24 protein-coding genes are annotated in these 25786 nt (G+C 73.4%); 14 read left to right on the top strand and 10 right to left on the bottom strand.

Annotation, left to right across the window (positions count from 1 at the left end; genetic code table 11):
• Nucleotides 1-167: 167 nt before the first annotated feature.
• Entirely contained in the window at nt 168-767 is a 600-nt protein-coding gene (locus G011_RS0116015; RefSeq protein WP_026338354.1) for a hypothetical protein, read from the top strand.
• Between the two features lie 120 nt (nt 768-887).
• Nucleotides 888-1157: a GlsB/YeaQ/YmgE family stress response membrane protein gene (locus G011_RS0116020; RefSeq protein WP_019609367.1), complete on the top strand. Its 270-nt coding sequence runs from the start codon at nt 888-890 to the stop codon at nt 1155-1157.
• A gap of 90 nt (nt 1158-1247) precedes the next feature.
• Here G011_RS0116020 and G011_RS0116025 read toward each other — a convergent pair whose 3' ends face one another.
• From G011_RS0116025 to G011_RS0116045, 5 genes are all read right to left on the bottom strand, one after another.
• On the bottom strand, nt 1248-2162 hold the full coding sequence (locus G011_RS0116025; protein ID WP_019609368.1) for a Gfo/Idh/MocA family protein: 915 nt from the start codon (nt 2160-2162) through the stop codon (nt 1248-1250).
• 103 nt (nt 2163-2265) lie between these two features.
• Entirely contained in the window at nt 2266-3405 is a 1140-nt protein-coding gene (galK, locus tag G011_RS0116030; RefSeq protein ID WP_019609369.1) for a galactokinase, read from the bottom strand.
• 31 nt (nt 3406-3436) lie between these two features.
• The gene (galE, locus tag G011_RS0116035) at nt 3437-4399 is read right to left on the bottom strand and encodes a UDP-glucose 4-epimerase GalE (protein WP_019609370.1); all 963 of its coding nucleotides are present in this window, start codon (nt 4397-4399) and stop codon (nt 3437-3439) included.
• Nucleotides 4396-5478, bottom strand: coding sequence for a galactose-1-phosphate uridylyltransferase (gene galT, locus G011_RS0116040; RefSeq protein ID WP_019609371.1), 1083 nt, complete (start codon nt 5476-5478; stop codon nt 4396-4398). The genes galE and galT overlap by 4 nt, the downstream gene beginning before the upstream one ends.
• Nucleotides 5475-6272 (bottom strand): DeoR/GlpR family DNA-binding transcription regulator, encoded by a 798-nt coding sequence (locus tag G011_RS0116045; RefSeq protein WP_019609372.1) that lies wholly within the window; start codon nt 6270-6272, stop codon nt 5475-5477. Before G011_RS0116045 ends, galT begins: the two co-directional genes overlap by 4 nt.
• Before the next feature lie 208 nt (nt 6273-6480).
• On the opposite strand from G011_RS0116045, the gene G011_RS0116050 reads away from it, so the two are divergent.
• From G011_RS0116050 to G011_RS0116070, 5 genes are all read left to right on the top strand, one after another.
• A complete protein-coding gene (locus G011_RS0116050) occupies nt 6481-7797 on the top strand; it encodes an ABC transporter substrate-binding protein (protein ID WP_019609373.1) in 1317 nt (438 codons plus the stop codon).
• 109 nt (nt 7798-7906) lie between these two features.
• Complete coding sequence (locus G011_RS0116055; RefSeq protein WP_019609374.1) at nt 7907-8791, top strand: carbohydrate ABC transporter permease; 885 nt, start codon at nt 7907-7909, stop codon at nt 8789-8791.
• On the top strand, nt 8788-9687 hold the full coding sequence (locus tag G011_RS0116060; RefSeq protein WP_019609375.1) for a carbohydrate ABC transporter permease: 900 nt from the start codon (nt 8788-8790) through the stop codon (nt 9685-9687). Before G011_RS0116055 ends, G011_RS0116060 begins: the two co-directional genes overlap by 4 nt.
• Nucleotides 9684-11831 carry an alpha-galactosidase gene (locus G011_RS0116065; RefSeq protein WP_019609376.1) on the top strand — a complete coding sequence of 716 codons (2148 nt, stop codon included), beginning with the start codon at nt 9684-9686 and terminating at the stop codon, nt 11829-11831. The genes G011_RS0116060 and G011_RS0116065 overlap by 4 nt, the downstream gene beginning before the upstream one ends.
• Nucleotide 11832: 1 nt before the next feature.
• Nucleotides 11833-14874: a glycoside hydrolase family 2 TIM barrel-domain containing protein gene (locus tag G011_RS0116070; RefSeq protein ID WP_019609377.1), complete on the top strand. Its 3042-nt coding sequence runs from the start codon at nt 11833-11835 to the stop codon at nt 14872-14874.
• Between the two features lie 179 nt (nt 14875-15053).
• On the opposite strand, the gene G011_RS0116075 is transcribed toward G011_RS0116070, so the two are convergent.
• A complete protein-coding gene (locus G011_RS0116075; RefSeq protein WP_019609378.1) occupies nt 15054-15236 on the bottom strand; it encodes a hypothetical protein in 183 nt (60 codons plus the stop codon).
• A 228-nt stretch (nt 15237-15464) separates the two neighbouring features.
• On the opposite strand from G011_RS0116075, the gene G011_RS0116080 reads away from it, so the two are divergent.
• Nucleotides 15465-16508, top strand: a complete 1044-nt coding sequence (locus G011_RS0116080) for a ferric reductase-like transmembrane domain-containing protein (protein ID WP_019609379.1) — start codon at nt 15465-15467, stop codon at nt 16506-16508.
• A gap of 71 nt (nt 16509-16579) precedes the next feature.
• On the opposite strand, the gene G011_RS0116085 is transcribed toward G011_RS0116080, so the two are convergent.
• Together G011_RS0116085 and thiD are read right to left on the bottom strand one after the other, a co-directional pair.
• Nucleotides 16580-16771, bottom strand: a complete 192-nt coding sequence (locus tag G011_RS0116085; protein WP_013155903.1) for a CsbD family protein — start codon at nt 16769-16771, stop codon at nt 16580-16582.
• Between the two features lie 254 nt (nt 16772-17025).
• Nucleotides 17026-17826 carry a bifunctional hydroxymethylpyrimidine kinase/phosphomethylpyrimidine kinase gene (gene thiD / locus G011_RS0116090; protein WP_019609380.1) on the bottom strand — a complete coding sequence of 267 codons (801 nt, stop codon included), beginning with the start codon at nt 17824-17826 and terminating at the stop codon, nt 17026-17028.
• Between the two features lie 254 nt (nt 17827-18080).
• Between thiD and G011_RS0116095 the strand changes: the two genes are divergently transcribed.
• Together G011_RS0116095 and G011_RS0116100 are read left to right on the top strand one after the other, a co-directional pair.
• Nucleotides 18081-18701: a TetR/AcrR family transcriptional regulator gene (locus G011_RS0116095; protein WP_019609381.1), complete on the top strand. Its 621-nt coding sequence runs from the start codon at nt 18081-18083 to the stop codon at nt 18699-18701.
• A gap of 40 nt (nt 18702-18741) precedes the next feature.
• Nucleotides 18742-19947 carry a DUF418 domain-containing protein gene (locus G011_RS0116100; protein ID WP_019609382.1) on the top strand — a complete coding sequence of 402 codons (1206 nt, stop codon included), beginning with the start codon at nt 18742-18744 and terminating at the stop codon, nt 19945-19947.
• A gap of 118 nt (nt 19948-20065) precedes the next feature.
• On the opposite strand, the gene G011_RS0116105 is transcribed toward G011_RS0116100, so the two are convergent.
• Nucleotides 20066-20716, bottom strand: a complete 651-nt coding sequence (locus G011_RS0116105) for a pyridoxamine 5'-phosphate oxidase family protein (RefSeq protein WP_019609383.1) — start codon at nt 20714-20716, stop codon at nt 20066-20068.
• A gap of 158 nt (nt 20717-20874) precedes the next feature.
• Complete coding sequence (locus G011_RS0116110; protein ID WP_019609384.1) at nt 20875-21480, bottom strand: globin domain-containing protein; 606 nt, start codon at nt 21478-21480, stop codon at nt 20875-20877.
• A gap of 706 nt (nt 21481-22186) precedes the next feature.
• Between G011_RS0116110 and G011_RS0116115 the strand changes: the two genes are divergently transcribed.
• The 4 genes from G011_RS0116115 to G011_RS0116130 are packed head-to-tail and all read left to right on the top strand — an operon-like array spanning nt 22187 to nt 25734.
• Nucleotides 22187-23095 carry an ABC transporter ATP-binding protein gene (locus tag G011_RS0116115; protein ID WP_019609385.1) on the top strand — a complete coding sequence of 303 codons (909 nt, stop codon included), beginning with the start codon at nt 22187-22189 and terminating at the stop codon, nt 23093-23095.
• The gene (locus tag G011_RS0116120) at nt 23092-23871 is read left to right on the top strand and encodes an ABC transporter permease (protein WP_019609386.1); all 780 of its coding nucleotides are present in this window, start codon (nt 23092-23094) and stop codon (nt 23869-23871) included. Before G011_RS0116115 ends, G011_RS0116120 begins: the two co-directional genes overlap by 4 nt.
• A gap of 7 nt (nt 23872-23878) precedes the next feature.
• The gene (locus tag G011_RS32885; RefSeq protein WP_019609387.1) at nt 23879-25117 is read left to right on the top strand and encodes a sensor histidine kinase; all 1239 of its coding nucleotides are present in this window, start codon (nt 23879-23881) and stop codon (nt 25115-25117) included.
• The gene (locus G011_RS0116130) at nt 25114-25734 is read left to right on the top strand and encodes a response regulator transcription factor (protein WP_019609388.1); all 621 of its coding nucleotides are present in this window, start codon (nt 25114-25116) and stop codon (nt 25732-25734) included. Before G011_RS32885 ends, G011_RS0116130 begins: the two co-directional genes overlap by 4 nt.
• Nucleotides 25735-25786: the final 52 nt, after the last annotated feature.

A 25786-nucleotide genomic window follows, 5' to 3' on the forward strand; every position in this document is an offset into this window, starting at 1 on the left:
CGCGACGGTCTCACCCGACGAGCCTACGCCGCCTCGGTCTCGCGGGGGAGTGCGTCCACAGGCGTTCTGCGAAGGGCAGAACCGTTCGGGCCGCGCGTGCGTCGCATCCGCTGTCGGGCACCCCCGCCCCCGCGCCGCGGGGCCGGCGCCTCGGCCGAGGAGAGCCGGTGCCCCCGAGGAGAGAGGCCAGGGTTGTGGACACGACCGCCAGGACAGCCGGAACAGGGAGCCCGCCCCGGGAGGAGTTCTCGACCGCGCGCAGGCGCGTGCTGCGCACGCGCAGCCTCATCGCGCTCGGCGTCTACGCACTGACCTGGGCCCTGGTGTTCGTTGTGCTGGCGACCGCGCACTCCATGGGCGCGCTCGCCGTCTCCCAGGACGGCATGGCCTCCGTGCTGCTGGTGAGCCTCCTGCTCGCACCGGTGCTGCTGTGGCTCGTGGTCAAACCGCTGCACGTGCTCGGCCGCGCGCTGACCCGCTGGCTCGGCGGCCACCGGGTGCTCTGGACGACGCTGCTGGTCGTGGCGGCCCTGGCCCTCGGGGTCGCCGCCCTGACCGCGCTCACGGCCGACCCCGCGCTCGGCGTGGTCGCCGCGGGGGATCTCGTCACGCCGCTGGCCGAGGGCGTGGCGCTCCTGTCCGTCGCCGCCCTGGTGGCGCTGCCGATGACCGTCCTCTACGCCGCCCTGCGCGTGGACCGGCCGATGCCCGAGTCCATCACGCGCGGCCTCCTCGCCCTGGCCCTCCAGGGGGTCGCGAGCTGGTAGCCGACCAGGCCACGGCCGGGCACGGAACGCGCAAAGCCTTGGTGCCGGGCGCGTGTCCCGCGTGTTTTCGCCGTCACCGAGCGGGCAGGGGGTGAGGGCGTCAACATCCGGGAGGAACAGATGGAGATCACCGGAATCATCAGTGCGATCATCGTCGGCCTGATCGTCGGCGCACTGGGACGCCTCATCGTCCCAGGCAAACAGCACCTGCCGATCTGGCTCACCCTGGTCCTGGGCATCGTGGCCGCCTTCATCGGCGGCTGGATCGCCGCGGCGCTCTTCGGCGCCGGATGGATCATCACGCTGATCATCCAGGTGCTGGTGGCCGCAGCGATCGTCTACCTCGCCGACGGCTTCTACTCCAGGGGAGCGAGGGGCCGCACCGCCTGACCCCGCGGCCGACGAGGTCCGGAGAGGCACCGCCGCCGCACCGGAGGCCGACCCGCGAGGTCCGCCTCCGGGCGGCGCCGTCCCGTGCCGCTAACCGAGCGCCTCGTCCACGCCCACGGCCCGGCCCAGGCGCACGGAGGCCTCGGCGGCCTCCAGCACGGCCACCACATCCCGGCCGAAGCGCACGTCGCAGGGGTCGCCGACCTCTCCTTCCACCTGTGCCAGCAGCCGGTCGACCGCCGTGCCGAACGCCTGCACCGGACTCCGGTCGCCGCCGGGCACCGGCACCCAGCCCCGCTCGCCGTGCAGCACGACCTCGAAGGCCTTGGCCTCGGGTGCGGCGTCCACGGTCACCGCGAACGAGCCGACCGCTCCGTTCTCGTGCCGCGTGAGCATGTGCACGGTGTCGCGCGGCCCCGCCATCGCCGTCACCTGCGTGACCGGGCCGAGCACGGGCAGCACCAGCGACAGCACGTGCGGGCCCACGTCCCACAGGCCGCCCTTCTGCTGACGCCAGCGCGAGCCGCCGTAGGGGTTGCCGGGCTCGAAGATCGAGGCGAACAGCGTCGCCCGCACGCCGTGCCAGCCGCCCTCCGACGCGGCCGAGTCCACGAACTCCACCACGTTGTCCGAGAAGCGGCTGGTGAAGAAGACCACGGAAGCCAGCCCGCGCGCCTCGGCCTCGGCGACCACCGCGTCCGCCGCCAGGGTCGACAGCGCCAGCGGCTTGTCCAGCAGCAGGTGCTTGCCCGCCCGGGCGGCGCGCAGGGCCAGGTCGCCCTGGATGTGGGGCGGCAGCGCGATCGCCACGGCGTCCACGTCGTCCAGCAGCGCCTCGAAGTCCTCGTACGCCCGGGTCCCGTAGCGCTCGGCGAGGGCCGCCGCCTTGGCCGCGTCGCGCCCCCACACCCCCGCCAGGGTGGCGCCGGGGTGGGCGTCCAGCGCCGCCGCGTGCGTCTCCGCGGCCCAGTAACCGGTGCCCAGCAGACCGAACCTGAGTCCCATGCGTGCTCCCTCGTCCCTTGTGTCCACCGTCTCACCATTGTCCATGGAAGCGCTCCCACAACCCCGGGCGGGGCCGACCGCTCGCGGTTCCCCGACCGGCGCCTCAGGGGTGCAGGCGGCGCGCCCCCGCGGACGGCAGGGCCCCGAACGCGGCCGGCTCCTCGAAGCCCCGTTCCCGGTAGGCCTCCAGCACCGCCTTCCCGCAGGCCTCCACGCGCCCGGTCTCCACCAGGGCGACCACGCACCCGCCGAAGCCGCCGCCGGTGATCCTGGCCCCCAGCGCGCCCGCGGCCAGGAGCGCGTCCACCGCGGTGTCCACCTCGGGCACGCTCACCTCGTAGTCGTCGCGCAGCGAGGCGTGGGAGGCGGTGAGCAGCGGCCCCACCTCCCGTGTGCGCCCGGACCGGAGCAGGTCCACGGCCCGCAGCACCCGCTCGTTCTCGGTCACCACGTGGCGCACCCGGCGGCGGGACACGTCGTCGGGCAGCGCGGCCAGGGCGCCCGGCAGGTCGGTGACGTCGCGCAGGGCCGCCACCCCCAGGACGCGCGCGGCCTCCTCGCACGAGCGGCGGCGCTCGGCGTAGGCGCCGTCCACGTGCCGGTGCGGGGCGCGGGTGTCCACCACCAGCACGGTCAGCCCCTCCGCGGAGGGGTCGAAGGGCACCTGCTCGGTCTCCAGGGTGCGCGTGTCCATGAACAGGGCGTGCCCCTCGGTGGAGAGCATGGACGCGGACTGGTCCAGGATCCCGCAGGGCATGCCCACGAAGTCGTTCTCCACCCGCTGGGCCAGCCGGGCCACCTCGCCCGGCGCGAGGTCGGCCCCGTACAGGGAGGCCGCGGCCATGACGGCCGCGCACGACAGCGCGGCCGACGAGGACAGGCCCGCCCCGCTCGGGACCGTGCTGTCCACCAGCAGGTCCAACCCGTCCACCGGGTGGCCCTCGTCCCGCAGGACCCACAGCGCCCCGGCGGGGTAGGCGGCCCACCCCTCCACCGCGCCGGGGACCAGGTCGCCCACCGGGGCCGCGTACTCCTGCGGCGACTGCCGGGAGACCAGCCGCACCCGCCCGTCCGTCCGCCGGGCGGCCGAGGCCGTCAGCGCGTGGGGCAGGGCGAAGGGGAGCACGAACCCGTCGTTGTAGTCGGTGTGCTCGCCGATGAGGTTGATCCGCCCCGGCGCGGTCCACACGCCCTCGGGCCCGTACCCGAACGCCGAGTGGAACGCGGTCGTCACGTCGTCCACGAGGTCCTGCCTTCCTGCTGTGCGATGGGGGTCAGGCCGTGCCGCGCCGTGCCAGGACGAACTCCCAGGCGTCGGCGACGGTCTCCTCCAGCGTGCGACCCGGCGTCCAGCCCAGCTCCTGACGGGCCCGGTCGTTGGCCGCGACCAGGACGGCCGGGTCGCCCGCGCGGCGCGGACCGTCCACCACGGGCACCGGGCGGCCGGTCACCCGCCGGACCGCCTCGATCACCTCGCGCACGCTGTGCCCGCCGCCGGTGCCCAGGTTGTGGACGCGGAAGACGCCCGGGCGCACGCTCTCCAGGGCGCGCAGGTGCGCGTCGGCCAGGTCGGCGACGTGCAGGTAGTCGCGCACCGCCGTCCCGTCCCGGGTCGGGTAGTCGGTGCCGAACACGCTGGCGTGCCCGTCCCCCTCGGCGGCCACCCGCAGCAGGTTCGGCACCAGGTGCGTCTCGGTCTCGTGCCGCTCCCCGAAGCCCAGGTGCGCCCCCGCCACGTTGAAGTAGCGCAGACTCACCGCGCCGACACCGTGCGCCGCGGCCCACGACTCCAGCATGTGGTCGACGGCGAGCTTGCTCGCGCCGTAGGGGCTGGTGGGCGCCGCCGGGTCGGTCTCGCGGATCGGCGCGTCGCCCGCGGGGTCGCCGTAGACGGCGGCGCTGGAGGAGAACACCACGCGCCCCACGCCGTGGCGCCGCACGGCCTCCAGCAGGCCCAGCGTCCCCGACACGTTGGTGTGCCAGTACTTGCCCGGGTCCGCCACCGACTCGCCCACCAGGGACTTGGCGGCGAAGTGCAGCACGGCGTCCACGGACGGGTCCAGCACGTCGGCGGCCTCGCGCACGTCGGCCACCACCAGCCGGGCCCCCTCGGGGACGGCGTCCGCGTGCCCGGTGGACAGGTCGTCCAGGACGGTCACGGCGTGGCCCGCCCGCAGCAGCAGGGCGGTCACCACGCTCCCGACGTATCCGGCGCCCCCGGTGACGAGCAGCCTCACGGTGCGACCTCCCGCAGCCGCTCGGCGACGGTCTCGGGCGCGACGTCGCTGATGAACGCGCCCATGCCGGACTCGGTTCCGGCCAGGTACTTGAGCTTGCCCGGCGCGCGCCGCACCGAGAACAGCTCCAGGTGCAGGTGGGCCAGGTCGCGCCGGTCGCGCACGGGCGCCTGGTGCCAGGCGGAGATGTAGGGCAGGGGCGCGTCGTAGAGCGTGTCGAAGCGGCGCAGCACGTCCAGGTAGAGGCGGCCGAAGTCCTCGCGCTCCTCCTCCGACAGCGCGGGCAGGTCGGGCACCTGCCGGTGCGGGTACAGGTGCACCTCCACGGGCCAGCGGGCCGCGGCCGGGACGAAGGCCGTCCAGTGCTCGGTCCTGGCCACCACCCGGATTCCGGCCTCCTGTTCGGCGCGCAGCACGTCGGCGAACAGCGAGCCGCCGGTGCGCTCGCGGTACTCCTCGGCGGAGTCGAGCATCCGCCGGGTCCGGGGGGTGACGAAGGGGAACGCGTAGATCTGTCCGTGCGGGTGGTGCAGGGTCACCCCGATCTCGGGCCCCCGGTTCTCGAAGCAGTACACCTGCTCCACGCCCGGCATCGCCGACAGCGCCTCGGTCCGGTCGATCCAGGCGGCCATGACCGTGCGGGCCCGCTCGGGGCCCAGGTCGGCGAAGGACGCGTCGTGGTCGGAGCCGAAGACGAGGACCTCGCAGCGGCCCGCGGCCACGCGCCGGGACGGCTCCAGCTCCCCGACCCCCTCCAGGGCGCGACCGTCGTCGCGCACCAGCGAGGGGAAGCGGTTCTCGAAGGCGACCACGTCGTAGGAGGCGGCCGGGACCTCGGTCAGGCGCCCCTCCGCCGAGGGGCACAGCGGGCAGTCGCGGCTGGAAGGCAGGTGGGTGCGGCCCTGCCGGTGGGAGGCCACCACCACCCACTCGCGCAGCAGGGGGTCGAAGCGCATCTCCGCGCCCGTCGCGGACGGGGGCAGCTCGCGCAGGTCGGGCGCGGGTTCGCGGGCGGTGTCGCCCTCGTCGAAGTAGACGATCTCGCGGCCGTCGGCCAGCCGGGCCGAGGTCCTCCTCATCCGTCCTCCCTCTTCCTCGGTCGCACGTCGGCGACCACCAGGCGGCCCACGTGCTCGGTCAGCGCGGCCCGGACGGCCGGGTCGGTTCCGGAGTCGGTCACCAGCACGTCGCAGCGGTCCAGCGGCGCGATGGTGCTGATCCCGACCGTGCCCCACTTGCTGTGGTCGGCGGCGACCACGAGGGAGGCGGCGGCCTCCACCAGGGCGCGGTTGGTCTCGGACTCCATGAGGTTGGGCGTGGTGAACCCGGCGCGCTCCTGCATGCCGTGCACGCCCAGGACGAGAACGTCCAGGTTGAGGCCGCGCACGGAGGCGAGCGCGAGCGGGCCCACGAGCGCGTCGGAGGGCGTGCGGAAGCCGCCGGTGAGCGCCACGGTCTGGTCGGGCCGCGCGGCCCGGTGGAACACCTCGGCCACGCGCAGCGAGTTGGTGACGACCGTCAGCCCCGGCGTGTCGGTGAGGTACTCGGCGACGGTGGCGGTCGTGGTGCCCGCGGACAGGCCCACGGCGCTGTGCGGCTCGACCAGTTCGGCCACGGCCCGCGCGATGGCGTGCTTCTCGTCCTCCTGGCGGGTGGACTTGGCCTCGAAGCCGGGCTCCTCGGTGCGCGCGCCCTCCGGTGCGACGGCCCCGCCGTGCACCTTGCGCACCTCGCCCCGGCTCTCCAGGGCGTCGAGGTCGCGGCGCACGGTCATGTCCGACACCGAGAGGCTCTCGACCAGGTCGGCCACCCGCACCGCCCCGCTGCGCCGCACCTGTTCGAGGATCAGCTCCTGCCGTTGCGCAGCCAGCATCCGCCCCCCAGGCATGATCGAAAATGTGGGAATGTGTTGGATCTAGTGTTCCAGGTTCCCCTCCGGTGTCAATGGTACCCACCCTCTCGCCGGAAAACTGTTGGAAAACGTTGGGACCTGTTGACAGGGCCGGGGGTGCGTGTCGAACATATTAAAACGTTCGTGTGACCGCCTTCACATCAGTTCACCCCCTTCGAAGGAGGCCCCCATGCACCACGGACCACCGGGATCGTCGGGACCGCCCGGCCCGCCGGGCCTGGGGCGCCGCACCCTGCTGCGCGGCCTGGCCGGCGCCGGAACGCTGCTGACCCTGCCCGCCCTGGCGGGCTGCGGCGCGGGCCGGCGCGGGGACCCCGACCTGGTCACCCTCGCCTCCAACCGCGCCAACCCCGCCCAGCGCGAGGCCGTCGCCGAGAGCGTCGGGCTCTTCGAGGCGGACTCCGGGCTGACCGTGGAGGTCAACACCTTCCAGTCCACCGCCTTCCAGGAGAGCATCAACAACTACCTCCAGGGCACCCCGGACGACGTCATCGGCTGGTTCGCGGGCTACCGGACGCGCTTCTTCGCCGAACGCGGCCTCATCAGCGACGTCTCCGAGGTCTGGGACCGCCACTTCGGGGACGTCTTCACCGACCAGGTACGCAGGCTGTGCACGGCCGACGACGGCAGGCAGTACATCGTCCCCGACTCCACCGCGCCCTGGGCGGTCTTCCACCGCAGGAGCGTGTTCGAGGAGCACGGCTACGAGGTCCCCGCCACCCGCGCGGAGTTCGAGGAGCTGTGCGTGCGCATGCGCGCGGACGGGCTCGAACCCCTCGCCTCGGGCATCCGCGAGGGCTGGCCCGCGATGGGCATGTTCGACCACCTCAACCTGCGGCTGAACGGCCCCGAGTTCCACCTGGAGCTGCTCAACGGCGACCACTCCTGGGACTCCGCCGAGGTCAGGAGCGTCTTCGGCACCTGGGCCGAGCTGCTGCCCCACCACCAGCCCGACCCCCTGGGCCGGGGGATCAACGAGGCGCAGACCGCCCTGGTCCGGCGCGAGGCCGGGATGATGCTCTGCGGCATGTTCATCACCCACGTCTTCCCCGAGGGGGAGGACCTGGACGACCTGGACTGCTTCGCCTTCCCCGAGTTCGACCCCGAGATCGGCGCCGACGCCGTCGAGGCGCCCATCGACGGGTTCATGCTCTCCGGGGACCCGCGCAACCCCGACGGGGCCCGCGAACTCGTGGGGCACCTGGGCACCCTCCGGGCCCAGGAGATCTACACCGCCATCGACCCGCAGGCGCTCCCCACCCACCTGGACGCCGACACCAGCGGGTTCAGCGCACTCGACGCCAAGGTCAACGACATGGTCGCCAACGCGGGAGCGCTCACCCAGTACATGGACCGGGACACCCGTCCCGACTTCGCGTCCGTCGTCATGATCCCCGCGCTCCAGCGCTTCCTCGAACAGCCGGACGACATCGCCGACCTGACCGCCAGCATCCAGCGCCAGAAGGTCTCCATCTTCGGCGGCTGAACCAGAAGGGAGAGCAGGTGTGGTGTCGAACGCCCCCTCACCGCCTCGAAACCCGACCCCGGGGTCCGCACAGGCCCCGCCCGGCCGGTCCCCGCGCGCACGCGGGAGCATGCGCCACAGCCGAGGGGACCGGATCGCCCTCGGCCTGATGCTGGGCGTGCCCGCCCTGCTCGTGGTGGGCCTGGTCTGGCTGCCCGCGATGGCCACGGTCGTCCTGTCCTTCACCCGCTGGGACGGCATCGGCGGCCTGGAGACCATCGAGTGGATCGGGACGCGCAACTACACCGACGCGTTCACGATCTACCCGCCCTTCGCACCGGCCCTGCGCAACAACCTGGTCTGGCTGGTGGCGCTGTTCGCGGTCCCCACCCTCCTGGGGATGTTCCTGGCCGTGCTGCTCGACCGCGAGCTGCGCGGCGGTTCGGTCTACCGGAGCGTCTTCTACATGCCGGTCGTGCTGTCGCTGGCCCTGGTCGGGTTCATCTGGCAGCTCGTCTACTCCCGCGACCAGGGGCTGCTCAACGCCTTCCTCGCCGTGGTCGCCGACGTTCCGCCCGTGGACTGGTTCGGCGACCCCGAGATCAACCTGTACGCGGTCCTGGTCGCGGCCGGATGGCGGCACACCGGCTACATCATGCTGCTCTACCTGGCCGGGCTGAAGGCGGTCGATCCCTCCCTGCGCGAGGCCGCCGCCATCGACGGCGCCGGGCCGGTGCGCACGTTCACCAGGGTCGTCTTCCCCGCCCTGCTGCCCATCAACCTGGTCGTGCTCGTCGTGACCGTCATCGACGCGCTGCGCGCCTTCGACATCGTGTGGATCATCAACCGCGGCCGCAACGGCCTGGAGCTGATCTCGGCGCTGGTGACCTCCAACGTCATCGGCGAGGCCAGCCGGGTGGGCTTCGGCTCGGCGCTGGCCGTGATCATGCTGGTGATCTCGCTGGTGTTCATCGTCGTCTACGTGTCCACCATGCTGAGAGGGGCCTACCGGTGACCGCCACGACCCTCCCCGACGCCTCCCGGCGGCACCGCCGCCCCGGGGTCCGCCCGGCCCGGCTGGTGCTGCACGCCTTCCTCGGCGCCACCGCGCTGGCCTGGTTCTTCCCCATCCTGTGGGCGCTGGTCAACTCGCTGCGCGACTACGAGTACACCGCCCTGCACGGCTACCTGTCCCTGGGCGGGTTCACCCTGGACAACTACGCGCGGGCGTGGAACGAGGGCGAGCTGCCCGGCTACTTCTGGAACTCGCTGGTCATCACGGTCCCGGCCGTGCTGCTGACCCTGTTCCTGTCCTCCTGCGCGGCCTTCGTGCTCTCCAGCTACTCGCGCGGGTTCAACCTGACGATGCTCGCCGTGTTCCTGGCCGCGAACCTGCTCCCGGCCCAGGCGCTGCTCGTCCCGCTGTTCCGGCTCTACACCTCCATCCCCCTGCCGTACTGGATCAGCGAGTCCGGCTCCCTCTACGACAGCCACATCGGCGTGGTCCTCATCCACACCGCCTTCCAGATCGGGTTCTGCACGTTCGTGCTGAGCAACTTCATGAAGGCCATGCCCGCCTCCCTGCTGGAGGCGGCCAGGGTGGACGGGGCATCGGTCTTCCAGCAGTACTGGAGGGTGGTGCTCCCGCTGTGCCGCCCGAGCCTGGCGGCCCTGGCCACCCTCCTGGTCACCTGGATCTACAACGACTTCTTCTGGGCGCTGGCGCTGCTGTCCAGCGGGGACAAGCTGCCCATCACCACCGCGCTCCAGAACCTCCAGAGCGCCTTCTTCGTCGACTACAACCTGCTCTCGGCCGGGTCGATCATCGTCGCCCTGCCCACACTCGTCGTGTTCTTCGCGCTGCAACGCCACTTCGTCGCCGGACTCACCCTGGGAGCGAGCAAGGGATGACCCACCGCACCATCAGCCTGCGCGCGGCGGGGACCGCCCTGGTCCTCGCCGTGCCCGAGGCCGGACTCCCGCACGTCCTGCACTGGGGCGCCGACCTGCCCGACGCCGAGGGGCTGGCCGCCGCCGCGGCGCCCTCCGCCGCGCACAACGACGTCGACGAGCCCCAGCGGCTGTCCCTGGTGCCGGTCCAGGGGGAGGGCTGGCGCGGCCACCCCGGGATCTCCGGCCACCACGAGGGCCGGGTCACCTTCCCCGACTGGACCGTGCGCGAGGTCCTGGTGGACCCGTTGGAGGACGCCGACCCCGACGTGGGCGGGGCCCTCACGGTCCTGGCCGAGGCCGAGGGGATCGCGCTGCGCTGCGAGCTGCGCATGGAGGCCTCCGGGCTGGTCCGCGCCCGCAACACGGTCACCAACACCGACGCCGCGCCGTGGACCCTGGACGCCCTGCGGGTCACCCTGCCCCTGCCCCGCGAGGCGGGCGAGGTCCTGGACCTGACCGGCCGCTGGTGCCGTGAGCGCTCCCCCCAGCGCCAGGAACTGGCGACGGGCACCCGCCTGCGCGCCTCGCGCCGGGGCCGGACCGGGCACGACGCCGCGCTGGTCCTGGCCGCCGGGACACCCGGGTTCGGGTTCCGCCACGGAGAGGTGTGGGGTGTGCACACCGCCTGGAGCGGCGACCACGTCCACCTGGCCGAACGCCTGCCCGAGGGCGCCGGGCAGGCCGACGCCGTGCTCGCGGGCGGCGAACTGCTCCACCCCGGCGAGGTGCGCCTGGACCGGGGCGCCTCCTACTCCACCCCGTGGGTGTTCCTCTCCTGGTCCGACCGGGGGCTGGACGGGCTGTCCGCGCGGATCCACCGCTGGCTGCGCGCCCGGCCCGGCCACCCCCGCGCCCCGCGCCCGGTGGTGCTCAACACCTGGGAGGCCGTCTACTTCGACCACGACCTCGCCACCCTCAGGCGGCTCGCCGACACCGCCGCGCGGATCGGCGTGGAGCGGTTCGTGCTGGACGACGGATGGTTCCGGGGCCGCCGCGACGACACCGCCGGACTCGGCGACTGGACCGTGGACACCGGCGTGTGGCCCGAGGGCCTGCACCCGCTCTTCGACCACGTGCGCTCCCTGGGCATGCAGGTCGGGCTGTGGGTGGAGCCGGAGATGGTCAACCCCGACTCCGACCTGGCCCGCGCCCACCCCGAGTGGTTCCTGGCCGCCGACGGGCGCCCGGCCCCGCCCAGCCGCCACCAGCAGCTCCTGGACCTGTCCCGCCCCGAGGCCTTCCGGTACGTGTTCGAGCACCTGGACGCGCTGGTCACCGAGTACCGGCCCGACTACCTCAAGTGGGACCACAACCGCGACCTGCTCGAACCCGTGCACGCCCCCACCGGCGCCGCCGGGACGCACCGCCAGACCCTGGCCGTCTACGCGCTGCTCGACCGGCTGCGCGCCGGGCACCCCGGCCTGGAGATCGAGTCGTGCTCCTCCGGCGGGGGCCGCGTGGACCTGGGGATCCTGGAGCGCACCGACCGCGTGTGGGCCTCCGACACCAACGACCCCCTGGAGCGGCTGGCCATCCAGCGCTGGACCTCCCTGCTGCTGCCGCCCGAACTGGTCGGCAGCCACGTCGGCGGACGCACCGCGCACACCACCGGCCGCGACGCCGACCTGTCCTTCCGCTGCCTGAGCAGCCTCCTGTCCCACGCCGGGATCGAGTGGGACATCACCCGCTGCACCGACGACGAGCTGGCCGCGCTGACCTCGTGGACCGCTCTGTACAAGGAACTGCGCCCGCTGCTGCACTCGGGCGAGGCCGTGCACGCCGACGCGCCCGACCCCGCCGAGCAGCTCGACGGGGTGGTCGCCCCGGACGGGAGCGAGGCGGTGTTCCGCTACGCCCGGCTTGCCACCTCCGTCCGCGCCCTGCCGGGGCGGGTCCGGCTGCCCGGCCTGCGCGAGGACCGCCTCTACCGCCTGACGTGGCGGCCGGAGGCGGGTACACCCTCGACCACGCAGCGCGTGCTCCCGGAGTGGTTCGCCAGCGGCGGGGCCGCCGTGTCGGGAGCGGTGCTCACCCGCTCGGGCGTGCAGCTGCCCAACCTCAACCCGTCCCAAGCCCTGCTCCTGCACCTGAGGGAGGCCTGACGTGCCCGCCATCCGCAAGCCCGCCTACCTGGAGGACTTCGCGCCCTCCGAGGGGGCCCTCGCGCCCCGCGCCCGCTTCTCCTCCGACGCCCCGTCCCTGGACCTCAACGGCACGTGGCGGTTCCGGCTGCTCGACCGCGCGCGGGCCGACACCGACGGGTTCGAGGAGCCCGACCACGACGACTCCGACTGGTCCGAACTGCCGGTGCCCGCCCACTGGCAGATGCACGGCCACGGCGCCCCCGCCTACACCAACATCTCCTACCCCTTCCCGATCGACCCCCCGTACGTGCCCGACGACAACCCGACCGGCGACCACCGGCGCGTCTTCGACCTGCCCGGGGAGTGGCCCGAGGGGTCGGCGGTCCTGCGCTTCGACGGGGTCGACTCCTGCTTCCGGGCGTGGCTGAACGGCACCGAGCTGGGCTTCTCCACCGGGAGCCGCCTGGCCGCCGAGTTCGAGGTCGGCCACCTGCTGCGCCCGGGGCGCAACACCCTGGCGGTGCGCGTCCACCAGTGGTCGGCGGCCAGCTACCTGGAGGACCAGGACATGTGGTGGCTGTCGGGGATCTTCCGCGACGTCACCCTCCTCGCCCGGCCCGCCGACGGGGTCGGCGACCTCGCGGTGAGCGCCGCCTACGACCACACCACGGGCACGGGGACCCTGCGCGTGGACGTGGCCGGATCCGCCGACGCCCTGGTCAGCGTCCCCGAACTGGGGCTGGTGGACGCCGCCGCCGGTGTGGACCACGAGGTCGGCGCGGTGGAGCCGTGGACGGCCGAGACGCCCCGCCTGTACGACCTGGAGGTGCGCACACCGGGGGAGCGGGTCCGGACGCGGACGGGCTTCCGGACTGTGCAGGTCTCCGGCGGGCTCCTGCGGGTCAACGGCCGCCCCCTGCTGCTGCGGGGCGTGAACCGCCACGAGTGGCACCCCGACCACGGCCGCGCCGTGCCCCGGGAGACCATGCGCGAGGACGTGCTGCTGATGAAGCGGCACAACGTCAACGCCGTGCGCACCAGCCACTACCCGCCCCACCCGGACTTCCTGGACCTGTGCGACGAGCTGGGCCTGTGGGTCGTGGACGAGTGCGACCTGGAGACCCACGGGTTCGAGGAGGTCGGCTGGCGCGGCAACCCCTCCGACGACCCGCGCTGGCGCGAGGCCTACCTGGACCGGATGCGCCGCACCGTCGCGCGCGACCGCAACCACCCCAGCGTCGTCCTGTGGTCCCTGGGCAACGAGTCCGGGACCGGGGAGAACCTGCGGGCCATGGCGGAGTGGACCCGCGCACACGACCCCTCCCGGCCGCTCCACTACGAGGGGGACCGCGACAGCGCCTACGTGGACGTGTACTCGCGCATGTACGCGCCGCACGAGGAGGTGGACGCCATCGGCCGCCGGGAGGAGGCGCCGACCGCCGACCCGGCCGCCGACGGGCACCGGCGCGGGCTGCCGTTCGTCCTGTGCGAGTACGGGCACGCCATGGGCACCGGCCCCGGCGGGCTGGAGGAGTACCAGCGGCTCTTCGAGGAGCACGAGCGCTGCCAGGGCGGGTTCGTCTGGGAGTGGATCGACCACGGGGTCCGCCGCCGCGAGCCGGACGGCACCGCGTGGTTCGCCTACGGCGGCGACTTCGGCGAGGCGCTGCACGACGGCAACTTCGTCGCGGACGGCCTGCTGCTGCCCGACCGCACGCCCAGCCCCGGGCTGGAGGCCTACGCCAAGACCGTCGAACCGGTCCGCGTGGTCCCCGACCCGGCCGCCGGGACCGTCCGCGTCACCAACACCTGGGACTTCCGGGACACCGCGGGCCTGGCCTTCGTCTGGCGGGTCGAGGGGGAGGGGACCCTCCTGGGGGAGGGCCCTCTGGACGTGCCGGTGCTCGCCGCCGGGGAGAGCGCCGAGGCGGTGCTGCCCGCGCTGCCCGAGCCGTCCGGGGAGACCTGGCTGACCGTGTCCGTCCGGCTGGCCGAGGACCAGCCCTGGGCCCCGGCCGGGCACGAGCTGGCCTGGGGGCAGGCCGAGGTGGGCGCTCCCGGGGAGCGGGGCGCGGCAGCGCCGGGGGTTCCGGGTGGGCAGGAAGGGACGAATGCGTCGGAGAGGTCGGGCGCGCTGCGAGAGTCGCGGGCGCCGGGTGCGTGGACGGGGGCGGAGGGGGCTGCCGTGCTTCCGGCGTCCGCCGCGGGGGACGGTTCCGCTCCGCCTCCGGCGTCCGCCGGGCAGGACGGCACCGTGCGGATCGGCCCCGGCCTGCTGGACGCGGGGACCGGCGCTCTGCTCTCCGTCGGCGGCCTGCCCGTGGACGCGCCGGTCGTGGACCTGTGGCGTGCTCCGACCGACAACGACGTGGCCCGGCACGGGGACTCCGTGGCCGTCCCCTGGCGCGCGGCGGGGCTGCACCGGCTCACCGAGCGCCTGCTGTCCACCGGCTGGGAGGGCGGCGCGTTCGTCGTCCGGACACGGCTGGCTCCGGCGGCCCAGGAGTTCGGCATGCGCGCCGCCTACCGGTGGGGCACCGACGGGGAGCGCCTGCTCCTGACCGTGGAGGCCGAGGCGGAGGGGGAGTGGCCCTGCCCGCTGCCGCGCTTCGGCGTGCACGTCGGCCTGCCCGCCTCCCTGGGCGAGGCGGAGTGGTTCGGCCGCGGACCAGGGGAGGCCTACCGGGACGTGTCCCAGGCCGCGCGGGTCGGCCGCTTCTCCAGCACGGTCGACGGCCTCCAGACGCCCTACCTGCGGCCCCAGGAGAACGGCAACCGCGTGGACGCCAGGTGGCTCGCCCTGCGGGCGGCGGACGGGACGGGCCTGCGGGTGGAGGGCGACCCGGTGTTCGACTTCACCGCGCGCCGCTGGGACACGGCGGCGCTCGACGCGGCCGACCACCCGCACGAACTGGTCCCCGGCGACCGGATCCACCTGCACCTGGACCAGGCGCACCAGGGCGTGGGCTCGGCCTCGTGCGGCCCCGGGGTGCTCCCCGCCCACCGCCTCGCGGCCGGGAGCCACCGCCTCCGGCTCGCCCTGGTCCCGCTGGCCGGATGACCAGGGAGGGCTTCCGGTCCGCGGCGGCGCGGTGACCGGCTCCGGGCCGCGCACCCCGCGGGGCGCCGCCCTCAGAGGCGGCCTCGGCGCGGGGCCCGCACGCGGGCGGGGGAGGCGCCGCGACCGGTGCCTCCCCCGCCCCCGCCGGCCTGCGTCGCGACACGGGCCGGGCACGGCCTCTAGCCGCCTTCCCGGCCCTCGTCCCGGCCCCGGTCGCCGCCGGTGAGTCCGCCGAGCTTCTCCTCGGCCTGGCCCTTGTACCCCTCGGCCTTGCCCTTGAGGTCCTCGGCCTTCTCCTTGTGCTCGCCGGCCTGGTCCTTCAGGTCCTCGGCCTTGCCCTTGTACTCGTCGAACGCGGACATGCCCACCTCCTGTAGGGGTTCTCCCGTTCTCCTTCCAGGCCTCACCGCTCCACCACTACAAAGAACCCCATACGGGGCAAAAAACTGACATTCCGTACAGGGCGGTGGCGTTGTTCCCCGGCCGGGCCCGGAGAACCGCGTCCGGGGCCGGGAAACCGCGGAGGAGGGGTGGCCGCGGCCCCGGGGCCCTGCTGCGATGGAACCCCCACAACGAAAGGGGTTCCGCCCATGGCAGAGCCGACCGGACCCGCCGCCTCCCCCGCCCGGGGAGCCCCCCGCCTCGACCGCAGGTCCCTACGCGCCGACCTGCGCCGTCTGGTACCCGACACCGCCGCAGCCCTCGCCGTCACCTTCGCCCTCTTCGTCCTCCTCTACTCCCGCATCGAGGCGGGCACCTCGCAGACCCTCGTGGTCATGCCCTTCCTCGCCGACGCCGGAGAGTACTGGCTGTACTGGCTCTGCCAGGCCTTCGGCTGGTCCGGCCTGCTGTGGGCCTGGATCACCGTCATGCTCGGCCTGCTCCGCTCGACCGCCCCCCTGCCCGGGGCGCCGGTCTCCCACGCCCGGATCGAACGCTGGCACCGCGTCACGAGCCTGACCACCATCGGGCTCATGTTCGCCCACGCCCTCGCGTTCTTCCTCGAACTCGTCCGGGACAACGAGGACGGACTGGGCTGGGGCGGGCGCCTGTCCTCCGCGTTCGTGGACACCTTCGTGCCCGGCGGCTACTCCTCCGGGACCGGGCAGGTCGCCATCCTCATCGGCCTCATCGCCCTCTACCTGGCGATCCCGCTCGGCCTCGCCTACTACGTGCGCTCCTGGACCGGGACGCGCGTGTGGCGGGCACTGCACCGGTTCGTCATCGTCGTCTACGCGCTCAGCGTGTGGCACACCCTGCTCTACGGAACGAACGTGTGGTTCGACGGCTGGTTCCGCACGGCGGTGTGGGCGCTCCAGCTCCCCGTGGCCCTCCTGCTGCTGGCCCGGCTCCTGGCGCCGCTGCGCGCGGACGAGCGCCTCACCCGGGACGACCTCGCGGGAGGGCGCGGGCTCAGGGGGCTCGCCCGCGCGGGTGCGCGTCTGGGCGTCGCGGCCGCCGTCGTCGTCCTGCTCGCCGTGACCGTCACCGGTCGCGACGGGGGCAGGACGCCGGGGGCCGAGAGCGGGGAGATGCTGGTGACCCAGAGCATGGTCTGGGGCGGGCTCGCCCTTCTGCTCACGGTGATCGGCGCGGTCGTCCTCGCGCTGCGCGGGCGCCCCGCGCGGGAGTGACGAGAACGCGCACGCGGGCGGGGAGGCACCTGTGTCGGTGCCTCCCCGCCCGGGATCGCGCGGAACCCCCTCTATCTCCCGGGCTTGTCGTCCCGGGTCAGGGCGTCCTTGGCCTTCTCGCCCGCCTGCTTGAACTTCGAGGTGTTCTTCTCGGCCTTGCCCTCGGCCTGCCACTGCTGGTTGTCCGTGGCCTCGCCGAGCTTCTCCTTGGCCTTGCCCTTCAATTCGTCGGCCTTGTTCCTGGCCTGGTCGCCTGCGGACATGTGCGCCTCCCACTCGGTGTTCGCTCCTGTGGGCAGACCTGACCGCCGGACGGGGGCACGAACCGTGGTCCCGGTAAAAAATCCAACAAAAAGGGCAAAGGGGAGATGCCGCCTAGGTCCTGTCCTTGAGCCGGCCTCAGCTTGGGGGGTTCGTTCCGGCGCCCGAACACAAGAAGGACTGCGCGCAGCGTCCGTTGAGGGTGGTGGCGGGCGACGGGTGGGACGAAGCGAAGCGGAGGTCCAAGGAACACCGCCTAGGCTCCGGGGGCGACCGTGGCCACCGAGTCGAACGGGGCGTGCGTGCCCACCCGGTTGCTGATGCCCTCGCGCACCATCTCCTTGGCCACGTCGGCGGCCGGCCCCACGTCGCCGCCCTTGGCCAGCTCGGCGGTGATCGCGGCGGCGAAGGTGCAGCCCGCGCCGCTCACCCTGGCGGTCCCGATCTTGGGGGCGCTGAGGACGACCGTCTCCTCACCGTCGAAGTACACGTCCACGGCGTCCGGGCCCGGCAGCTCCACGCCGCCCTTGACGATGACGTGCCGCGGCCCCAGCCCGTGGATGCGGCGGGCGGCCTCGACCAGGTCGTCCACCGTCTCCAGCGCCTCCATCCCCGCGAGGGTGCGCGCCTCGAAGAGGTTGGGCGTGATCACGGTGGCCAGCGGCAGGATCTGCGCGGTGAGCGCCTTGTCGGTGTCCAGGGCCGCGCCCGGCTCCTGGCCCTTGCAGATCAGCACGGGGTCCAGGACCACGTGCCGCCACGGCTGGCGCCGGAGCCCCTCGGCGACCACGTCGATGGTGTCCGGGGTGCCCAGCATGCCGATCTTGACCACGTCCAGGTCGTGGCAGGAGGTGGCCGCCTCGATCTGGTCGGCGATGACCTCGGGGGCCACGGGGACGAAGCGGTGGCCCCAGCCGTTCTTCGGGTCGAAGGACACGATGCAGGTGATCGTCCCCATGCCGTAGACGCCCAGCTCCTGGAAGGCCCTGAGGTCGGCCTGGATGCCGGCGCCGCCTGTGGCCTCCGACCCTGCGATCACGTACGCGCGGTTGGTCATCGGGGAACCCCCTCGTCTCGGTGTGCTGTTGCGGAGTCCGCGGCCCCCACCTGCCCGCGAACCCCCGAACAATTGCACCACAGTGGACAGACCCGACGTTCCTCCAGGTCGCGGCGGCCGATCCGCGACGCCCCGGCCACGTTCCGCGTTCGGGGGCGGGCGCGCCGGGGTGCGGCGCGGCCGGGTGTCGCCACGCCCCGGCCGGACGCCTCCGGGACCTGGACGGCAGAAAAATATTACCGTATTATTTTTTCATGGCACGAACAGCGGACCACGAGGAGCGCAGGCGGCAGGTCGCCCGCGCGCTCCTGAGCACGGTGGGGGAGCGGGGGCTGGCGCGGACCACCCTCGCCGACGTCGCCGACCGGGCCGGCGTCTCGGTCGGCCTGGTGCAGCGCTACTTCCGCACCAAGTCGCAACTGCTGCGCTTCGGCGTGGAGTACCTCTACAAGCAGGGCGCCGACCGGCTGACGGCGGTGAACACCGACGGGCCGCCGATCGCCTCGGCCCGCGACTGGGTCTCCCGCGCGGCGCGGACCCTGCTGCCGCTCGACGACGAACGCCGCGCCGAGCTGACCGTGTGGCTGGAGTTCCTGCCGACCACGATGACCGACCCGGAGATGTCGCGCCTGCACAAGGACACCACCGCCGACCTGGTGGGCGTGTTCACGCAGGTGATGGACGAGGCGGTGCGCCGGGGCGAACTCCCGCCCGGCACGGACACGGCGGCCGAGGCCGCCGGGCTCGTCGCCCTCGTGGACGGCCTGACCGTGCACCACCTCATCACCGGCGACGACGCCTTCTCCGAGAGCGCGGTCCGCGCCGCGCTCGCCACCCACCTGGACCGGCTCTTCCCCGCCCCCGAGAGTCCGTGAACCCGTGAACACGTACGAGCCAGAGCCCGAGGGGGCCGCTATGACCAGCACGACACCGCGGAGCACGGCCACGGCCCGCCCGACCACCCGGCTGCCCCTGCTCGACGTCCTGCGCGGCGTCGCCATCATGGGCACCCTGGGCACCAACGTGTGGCTGTTCGCCGCACCGGGCGCCGAGGCGGGCATCATCTTCGTCCCGGACTCGATCGGCCCGATGGCGGCCTTCCGCGAGGACCCGTCGGCGGCGACCCTGGCGCAGGGCCTGTTCGCCTTCGCCGCCAACGGCAAGTTCCTGGCCCTGCTCACCCTGCTCTTCGGCGTGGGGCTGGCCATCCAGTTCCGCTCCGCGGCCAGGCGCGGCGGGCGCTGGCCCGGCCCCTACAAGTGGCGGGCGCTGTTCCTGTTCGCCGAGGGGCTCGTGCACTTCACGCTGGTCTTCGCCGCGGACGTGCTCATGGGCTACGCGGCGGCCTCGATCGTGGTGGCCTGGCTGCTCACCCGGTCGGAACGGGCGCAGAACGCCGTCATGTGGACGTGTGCCGCCCTCCACCTGGCCTTCGTCGGCCTGGTCACGGCCGCGCTCCTGTCCGAACCGGACCCGCAGGGCGCCGAGGTCCCGCCCGAGGCCGTGGAGCTGTACGCCGAGGGCGGTTACCTGGAGCAGGTCGCCTTCCGGCTCGACAACGCGCTGCTGTTCCGGGCCGAACCGGTCGTCACCTTCGCCCTGATGGTGTTCATGTTCCTGCTGGGCGTGCGGCTCCTCCGCGCCGGGGCCTTCGGCGACGACGACACCGGCCGCCGGATCCGGGGCCGCCTGCTCGCCTGGGGGCTGGGGATCGGGCTGCCGGTCAACCTGGCCACGTCCCTGGCCGGACCCGACCTGTTCATGCTGGACCGCTACGTCGCCGCGCCCGTCGTGGCGCTCGGCCTGGTCGGCGCGGTCGGCTGGGTCGTGGACCGGGTGAACCCCGCCGGACGGGGGATCACCGCCGTGTCCTCCCTGGGGCGGATGGCGATGAGCGGCTACGTCGCGCAGAACGTCGTCTGCATGCTGGTCTGCTACGGCTTCGGCCTGGGGCTGGCCGCCCGCCTGGCCGACACCGGCCCGTGGTGGGTGATGGGCCTGTGGGCGTCGGTGTGCGCCCTGCTCCTGACCGTCTCGACGCTCTGGCTGCGCCGCTTCCGGGCGGGGCCGCTGGAGGCGTTGCAGAAGGCCGTGCTGGCGCGGGTGCCCGAACGCCGCTGACCACCCCGCAGGGGAAGCCCTCCGAGTGGCCCCGCACGCCGCCTCCGCCGCGGGCGGACGACCCGGTGCCGGAGCGACGGGCGGCCCGGCACCGGGCGGCGTGCGGGGACGGCCCCCGTCAGATCTGGTAGACGGGGGTCTGGGGCGTGTTCCACCGCGTGGGAGTGCCCTTGGACCCGAAGAAGTCGCCGCCCTTGCGCAGGGCGTCGTCGGTGCCCCAGGCCTCGTCGCGGCCGACCTTGCGCAGGTGCGGGATGTGCTTGCGGCAGTGGATGTAGGCCTCCTCCACGTGCACCACCGTCCACAGCACCGCCTTCTGACCCGGGACCTCGGGCTCGGGCAGGCCGTGGACGTGGCGCCGCAGCTCCACGTCCTCCAGCAGGGACGCCCGGCCGTTGACGTGCAGTCCGATGCGGTCGTGCGTGAAGTCCAGGAACATCAGGCCCACGTGCGGGTTCTCCAGGATGTTGCCCGCGCTGGCGAAGACGCCGTTGCCCCGGAACTCGGGATAGGTCAGGGTGTGCTCGTCGATCACGTGGACGAAGCCCGGCGGGCCCGCGCGGAAGCTGGAGTCGCACTCGCCGTGCCGGTCGGAGGTGGCGATGAACATCATCTCCTGCCGGGCGACGAACTCGCGCATGAGCGGGTTCAGGTGGTCGAGCATCTGGTCTCGGTAGAAGCGTTCGGCGCGTTCGCTCGTGCCGTTCAGCGCCTGGACGCGGTGCTCACCCTCGCTGCCGGGAACGTGCCGTGGGGAGGTCTCGCGCATCACTGCCTCTCGGTGGGGCTGGTGGGGCTGGTGTGACTGTTCAGGGACTCAGGGGCCGCTGCTGTCGGGGGAGGAGGGGGGTGTCGGGGAAGGGGGTGCGGACGCGCCGGGGCGTCACCCGGTGCCTTCGGGGTGAGGCCGCCGCGCCGCGGCACGGGTCAGCGTGTCGGGGCGTCGGCCCGCCGGTAGGGGGAGGCCCCCTCGGCGGAGGGGCCGGGCTGGGGCGGCGCGGGCGGTGCGGGGCGCTCCTCGGCCGGGGACGCGGCGGCCCTGCCGTGCCTGGCCGTCCGGGATTCACCCGACCCGGCCGACCCGCCCGACTCGGCCTCGCGCGCCCCCGCGAGCATGTTGGCGGTGATCCACTCGTAGACCACGATCCAGGCGGAGCTCATGGAGGAGGACCAGGTCGGCGAGACCTCGCTGACCGCGCGCACCAGGGCGCGGCCCACGTAGGGGTAGTGCTCGGGCTTGATGTCCATGTCCCGCTTGTGCTGGGCGCCCAGCCGCCTCAGGTACCCGGCGACCTCCTCGGGTTCGTCGAGGTAGCGGACGACCTCCAGCAGGGCGAAGGCCATGCGCTCCTTCTGCGTCTGCATGTTCGCGGGGAACATGTCGCGGACGGCGGGCGCCATCTCGAACAGGTTCTGGTAGAAGCGGTCGGCCAGACGGGTGGAGCCGGGCGGTAACGCGGAGCACGACTGCCGGACCGCCTCGATGACGGCGGGGGCGGGGAGTGGTACCTCTTCGATGGAGCGGGGAGACAAGGAAGCCTCCAATCAGGTCGCGGAAAGGGCTGTGCCACGGGGGTGCACGTACCACCGTGGTGACGGAGCGTAGTCATGCCGGGGGTGCGGACACGCGTTCCCCACTGGTTCGCCGACCGAGGGGACACGTGTGGGCTCCACGCGCGCGGAGCCGGAGGACCGGACGCGCGCGGGAGGGCCTCAGCTCACCGCTGGCCCGGCGGAGTCCCGGGGAACGGATGGGCCGCCCCGGCGGCCGGTTCCGCCCTTCGGGTACTCCCAGCCTCCGGCGCTCCTGACGGGGCCGTGTGCGCGGGCTGGAACGAAGGGGACGGACGTAGCGCTCCTTCGGCAGTAGCGGGGGTGTCGGGAACCCTCATCGCTGCCTCGTCTTCTTCCGGATTCAGTGCACATCCGAGGTTTGGATGGCGCTGAATGCCACGTGAGGGGTGAGCGACGACCGTTTCAACGTTCGCTACCCCCTTTACTGTGCCTGTTGTGGCAATGTAACAGAAATGTCGACGTTTGAGGATATTACCCTCTGGTAGCGCATGAGGCCACAGTGCTACCTGAGTTATCTGCGATAACTTTCGTCCCTCGTGTGACAGACGGCCTCCGTCCACCGTCCGGAAGGAGCGCGTCAACCGATCGGTTGACGCCGCGATCCACCGATTCCGTGGCCGGGCGGGCGATCCGCGGCGCACCCGCCGCGGGCGATGCTCGGGACATGCCGATCATCGACGTCAGGAACCTGCACAAGCGCTACGGGGAGAAGGTCGTCGTCGACGACGTGTCCTTCTCCGTCCAGGAGGGTGAGATCTTCGGGATCCTCGGCTCCAACGGGGCCGGGAAGACCACCACGGTCGAGTGCGTCGCGGGGATGCGCCCCACCGACGCGGGGTCGATCACCGTGCTCGGCCAAGACCCGAGGCGGGAGCGGGACGGGGTCCGCCAGCGCCTCGGTATCCAGCTCCAGGAGGCGCGGCTGCCCGACAGGATCAGGGTCGGGGAGGCCCTCGACCTCTACGCATCCTTCTACCGCTCCCCGGCCGACACCGGTCAGCTCATGGAGAGGCTGGGCATCGCCGACAAGCGCGACACCCAGTACCGCAGGCTGTCCGGGGGACAGAAGCAGAGGGTGTCCATCGCCCTGGCCCTCGTGGGCCGACCCGCGGTGACCATCCTCGACGAGCTGACCACGGGACTGGACCCCCAGGCGCGCAGGGACACCTGGGACCTCATCGAGGACGTGCGCGAATCCGGGGTCACGGTCGTGCTCGTCACCCACTTCATGGACGAGGCCGAGCGGCTCTGCGACCGGCTCGCGCTGATCGACTCGGGCCGCGTCGCCGCCCTGGACACCCCGGCCGGGCTCGTCACGCGGGCCGGCCCGGAGCAGCGGGTGACCTTCCGCGCGCCCCCAGAGTTCGACGAGCAGCTGCTCACCGCGCGGCCCGAGGTGGTCTCCGCGCACCGCAGGGGACGCCAGGTCCGGGTGGCGGGGCGGGACAACCTGCTCCACGCCGTGACCTCCGTCCTGGCCCGCGAGCACGTCGTCGCCGAGGACCTGCGCGTGGAGCGCTCCAGCCTGGACGACGCGTTCGTCGCCCTGACCGGAAGGGCCCTCGAATCATGAGCACCGACACCAAGAGGAGGGCCACCGTGTCCACCCTGCTGCGCGTCACCGTGACCGAGGCCCGGCTGCTGACGCGCGAGCCCGTGGCCGTCAGCGTCGGCATCCTGCTGCCCACCGCGCTCCTGCTCGGGCTCGGCGCCCTGCCGACGCTGCGGGAGCCCTCCCCGGAGTTCGGCGGCCTGCGCTTCGTCGACACCTGGGCTCCCATGGCCCTGATCCTCGGCATGGGGATCCTGTGCGTCCAGCACCTGCCGACCACCCTGGCCGCCTACCGGGAGCGGGGCGTCCTGCGCCGGATGTCGACCACGCCGATGCACCCCGGAACGCTCCTGAGCGCGCAGATCATCGTGGTCTTCGCCGCGGCGGCCGTCTCCGCCGCGCTCCTGGTGCTGTCCTCCTGGCTGGTCCTGGACGTCGAGCCGCCGAGCCGGCCGCTGCTGTTCACCGCCGCGTTCGCCGTCGGGACCGCCTCGCTCATCGCGCTGGGGGTCCTCATCGCAGCCGTGGCGCCCAGCGCGGGCGCGGCCAACGGCCTGTCGATGACGCTGTACATGCTCCTGCTGCTCCTGGGCGGGGTCTTCCTGCCGCAGAACGCCCTGCCCGACCTCCTGGTGCGCGCGGGGGAGTTCGCGCCGCCCGGCGCCCGGCTCCTGCTGGAGAGCTGGTCGGGCGGAGCCGGGGACGCGGGGCTGCCGCAACTCGTTCGACTGGCGATAATGGCGGGGATCGCCGCGGTGGCCGCGGCGCTGGCGGCCCGACTGTTCCGATGGGAGTGAGCGGCGGATGAGCCGACGGAGCACCGGGGCGGACGCCGTGCGGGACTGGGACCGGTGGTGGGACGGGTTCCTCGCCGCCGCCCCCTGGGCCCTGCTGCTGCCCTCGGCGGCGCTGGTCCTGTCCCGGCCCGTGGCGGACTGGACCGAACACGCGGTCACCGTCGGCCTGACCGCGCTCACCGCCGCCTGGGTGCTCCTCGGGTACGCGCCGCCGTGGCGGGACGGCCGACCGCTGCCCGCCGGGATCCACTTCGCGGTGCTCCTCGCGCTGGCCTCGGCGCTGATGGCGCACGACACCCTGTTCATGATGTTCACGGTCTCGCTGTTCTTCCGCGCGATGGCGCTGCCCCGGCGGCTGACCCTCGTCGGGATCGCGGCCACCGCGGTCGCGCTGTACACGAACACGATGGGGTTCCCCGGAACGGACACGGAGCGGCCGTTCCTGGAGCACCTGTTCGTCTACGTCGGCGTGATCACCATCCAGACCGTGGCCGTCGGCGGAGGGCTCGTGATCGCGTCCAAGGCGGCCGAACAGCACCGGGAGCGCCGGGTGACGGTGGCCAGACTGGAGGCGGCCCTGGAGGAGAACGCCGGGCTGCACGCGCAGCTGCTCACCCAGGCCAGGGAGGCCGGGGTGCTGGACGAGCGCCAGCGGATGGCACGGGAGATCCACGACACCCTGGCCCAGGGGCTCGCCGGGATCGTGACGCAGATCCAGGCGGCGCAGCGGGTGTGGGAGGACCCCGGGGCGGCGCGTCCGCACGCGGACCGCGCGCTCGGCCTGGCGCGGGAGAGCCTGGCCGAGGCCCGGCGCTCCGTGCAGGCCCTGCGCCCCGGGCAGCTGGCGGAGAGCCAGCTGCCCGAGGCCCTGGGCGAACTCACCCGCCGCTGGGCGGAGGAGCACGGCGTCCGTCCCGACCTCGACGTCACCGGCGAACGCGTCGCCCTGAGCCCGGCGATCGAGGTGGTCCTCTTCCGGGTGGCCCAGGAGGCGCTCACCAACGTCGCCAGGCACGCCGACGCCTCGCGCGTGGGCGTGACCCTGTCCTACTCCGACGACGTCGTCCTGCTCGACGTGCGCGACGACGGCAGGGGCATCACGGGAGACAACCAGCACGGGTTCGGGCTCAGCAGCATGCGCCAGCGCGTGCGCGGGATCGGAGGAGCGTTGGAGATCGAGAGCGGCGAGGGGGAGGGCACCGCCGTCAGCGCCACGGTGCCCGCGATTCCGGTGGGGGCGGCGTGATCCGGGTCCTGATCGCCGACGACCACCCGGTCGTGCGCGACGGCCTGCGCGGGGCCTTCACCGCGCAGGACGACATCGAGGTGGTCGGCGAGGCCGCCAACGGCCGCGAGGCGGTCGAACTGGTCGGACGGCTGGCCGTGGACGTGGTGCTGATGGACCTGCGCATGCCGGTCCTGTCCGGTGTCGGGGCGATCGCCGTCCTGTCCCGGGAGCGGCCGGACGTGCGCGTCCTCGTCCTCACCACCTTCGACAGCGAGAGCGACGTGCTCCCGGCGATCGAGGCCGGGGCCACCGGCTACCTGCTCAAGGACGCCTCCCCCGACGAACTCCTGCGCGGGGTGCGCGCGGTGCACCGGGGGGAGTCGGTCCTGGCGCCGACCGCGGTCCGGCACCTGATGGGGCAGGTCCGCAGACCCGCGGGCCAGAGCCTGAGCGACCGTGAGCTGCAGGTGCTGGGGCTCGTCGCCGACGGCGCGTCCAACCGGGCCGCGGCGGCGCGGCTGTTCATCAGCGAGGCGAGCATCAAGACCCACCTCCAGCACGTGTACAACAAGCTCGGCGTGCGCGACCGGGCCGCGGCGGTCGCCGAGGCGTACCGGCGCGGCCTCCTGGGGTAGTCCCCCGGTCCGCTGCTTTCGTCTCCGATTACCCCGGAGGGTGATTAGTCAG

Origin of the sequence: Nocardiopsis sp. CNS-639, from assembly GCF_000381685.1 — a bacterium.
GTDB lineage: Bacteria > Actinomycetota > Actinomycetes > Streptosporangiales > Streptosporangiaceae > Nocardiopsis > Nocardiopsis dassonvillei.

Bases quoted from the DNA above. Each gene is read 5' to 3' on its own strand.
- G011_RS0116020 (WP_019609367.1), top strand. From the start codon at position 888: ATGGAGATCACCGGAATCATCAGTGCGATCATCGTCGGCCTGATCGTC.
- G011_RS0116025 (WP_019609368.1), bottom strand. From the start codon at position 2,162: ATGGGACTCAGGTTCGGTCTGCTGGGCACCGGTTACTGGGCCGCGGAG.
- galT (WP_019609371.1), bottom strand. From the start codon at position 5,478: ATGAGGAGGACCTCGGCCCGGCTGGCCGACGGCCGCGAGATCGTCTAC.
- G011_RS0116045 (WP_019609372.1), bottom strand. From the start codon at position 6,272: ATGCTGGCTGCGCAACGGCAGGAGCTGATCCTCGAACAGGTGCGGCGC.
- G011_RS0116050 (WP_019609373.1), top strand. From the start codon at position 6,481: ATGCACCACGGACCACCGGGATCGTCGGGACCGCCCGGCCCGCCGGGC.
- G011_RS0116055 (WP_019609374.1), top strand. From the start codon at position 7,907: ATGCGCCACAGCCGAGGGGACCGGATCGCCCTCGGCCTGATGCTGGGC.
- G011_RS0116065 (WP_019609376.1), top strand. From the start codon at position 9,684: ATGACCCACCGCACCATCAGCCTGCGCGCGGCGGGGACCGCCCTGGTC.
- G011_RS0116075 (WP_019609378.1), bottom strand. From the start codon at position 15,236: ATGTCCGCGTTCGACGAGTACAAGGGCAAGGCCGAGGACCTGAAGGAC.
- G011_RS0116080 (WP_019609379.1), top strand. From the start codon at position 15,465: ATGGCAGAGCCGACCGGACCCGCCGCCTCCCCCGCCCGGGGAGCCCCC.
- G011_RS0116085 (WP_013155903.1), bottom strand. From the start codon at position 16,771: ATGTCCGCAGGCGACCAGGCCAGGAACAAGGCCGACGAATTGAAGGGC.
- thiD (WP_019609380.1), bottom strand. From the start codon at position 17,826: ATGACCAACCGCGCGTACGTGATCGCAGGGTCGGAGGCCACAGGCGGC.
- G011_RS0116095 (WP_019609381.1), top strand. From the start codon at position 18,081: ATGGCACGAACAGCGGACCACGAGGAGCGCAGGCGGCAGGTCGCCCGC.
- G011_RS0116100 (WP_019609382.1), top strand. From the start codon at position 18,742: ATGACCAGCACGACACCGCGGAGCACGGCCACGGCCCGCCCGACCACC.
- G011_RS0116105 (WP_019609383.1), bottom strand. From the start codon at position 20,716: ATGCGCGAGACCTCCCCACGGCACGTTCCCGGCAGCGAGGGTGAGCAC.
- G011_RS0116115 (WP_019609385.1), top strand. From the start codon at position 22,187: ATGCCGATCATCGACGTCAGGAACCTGCACAAGCGCTACGGGGAGAAG.
- G011_RS0116120 (WP_019609386.1), top strand. From the start codon at position 23,092: ATGAGCACCGACACCAAGAGGAGGGCCACCGTGTCCACCCTGCTGCGC.
- G011_RS32885 (WP_019609387.1), top strand. From the start codon at position 23,879: ATGAGCCGACGGAGCACCGGGGCGGACGCCGTGCGGGACTGGGACCGG.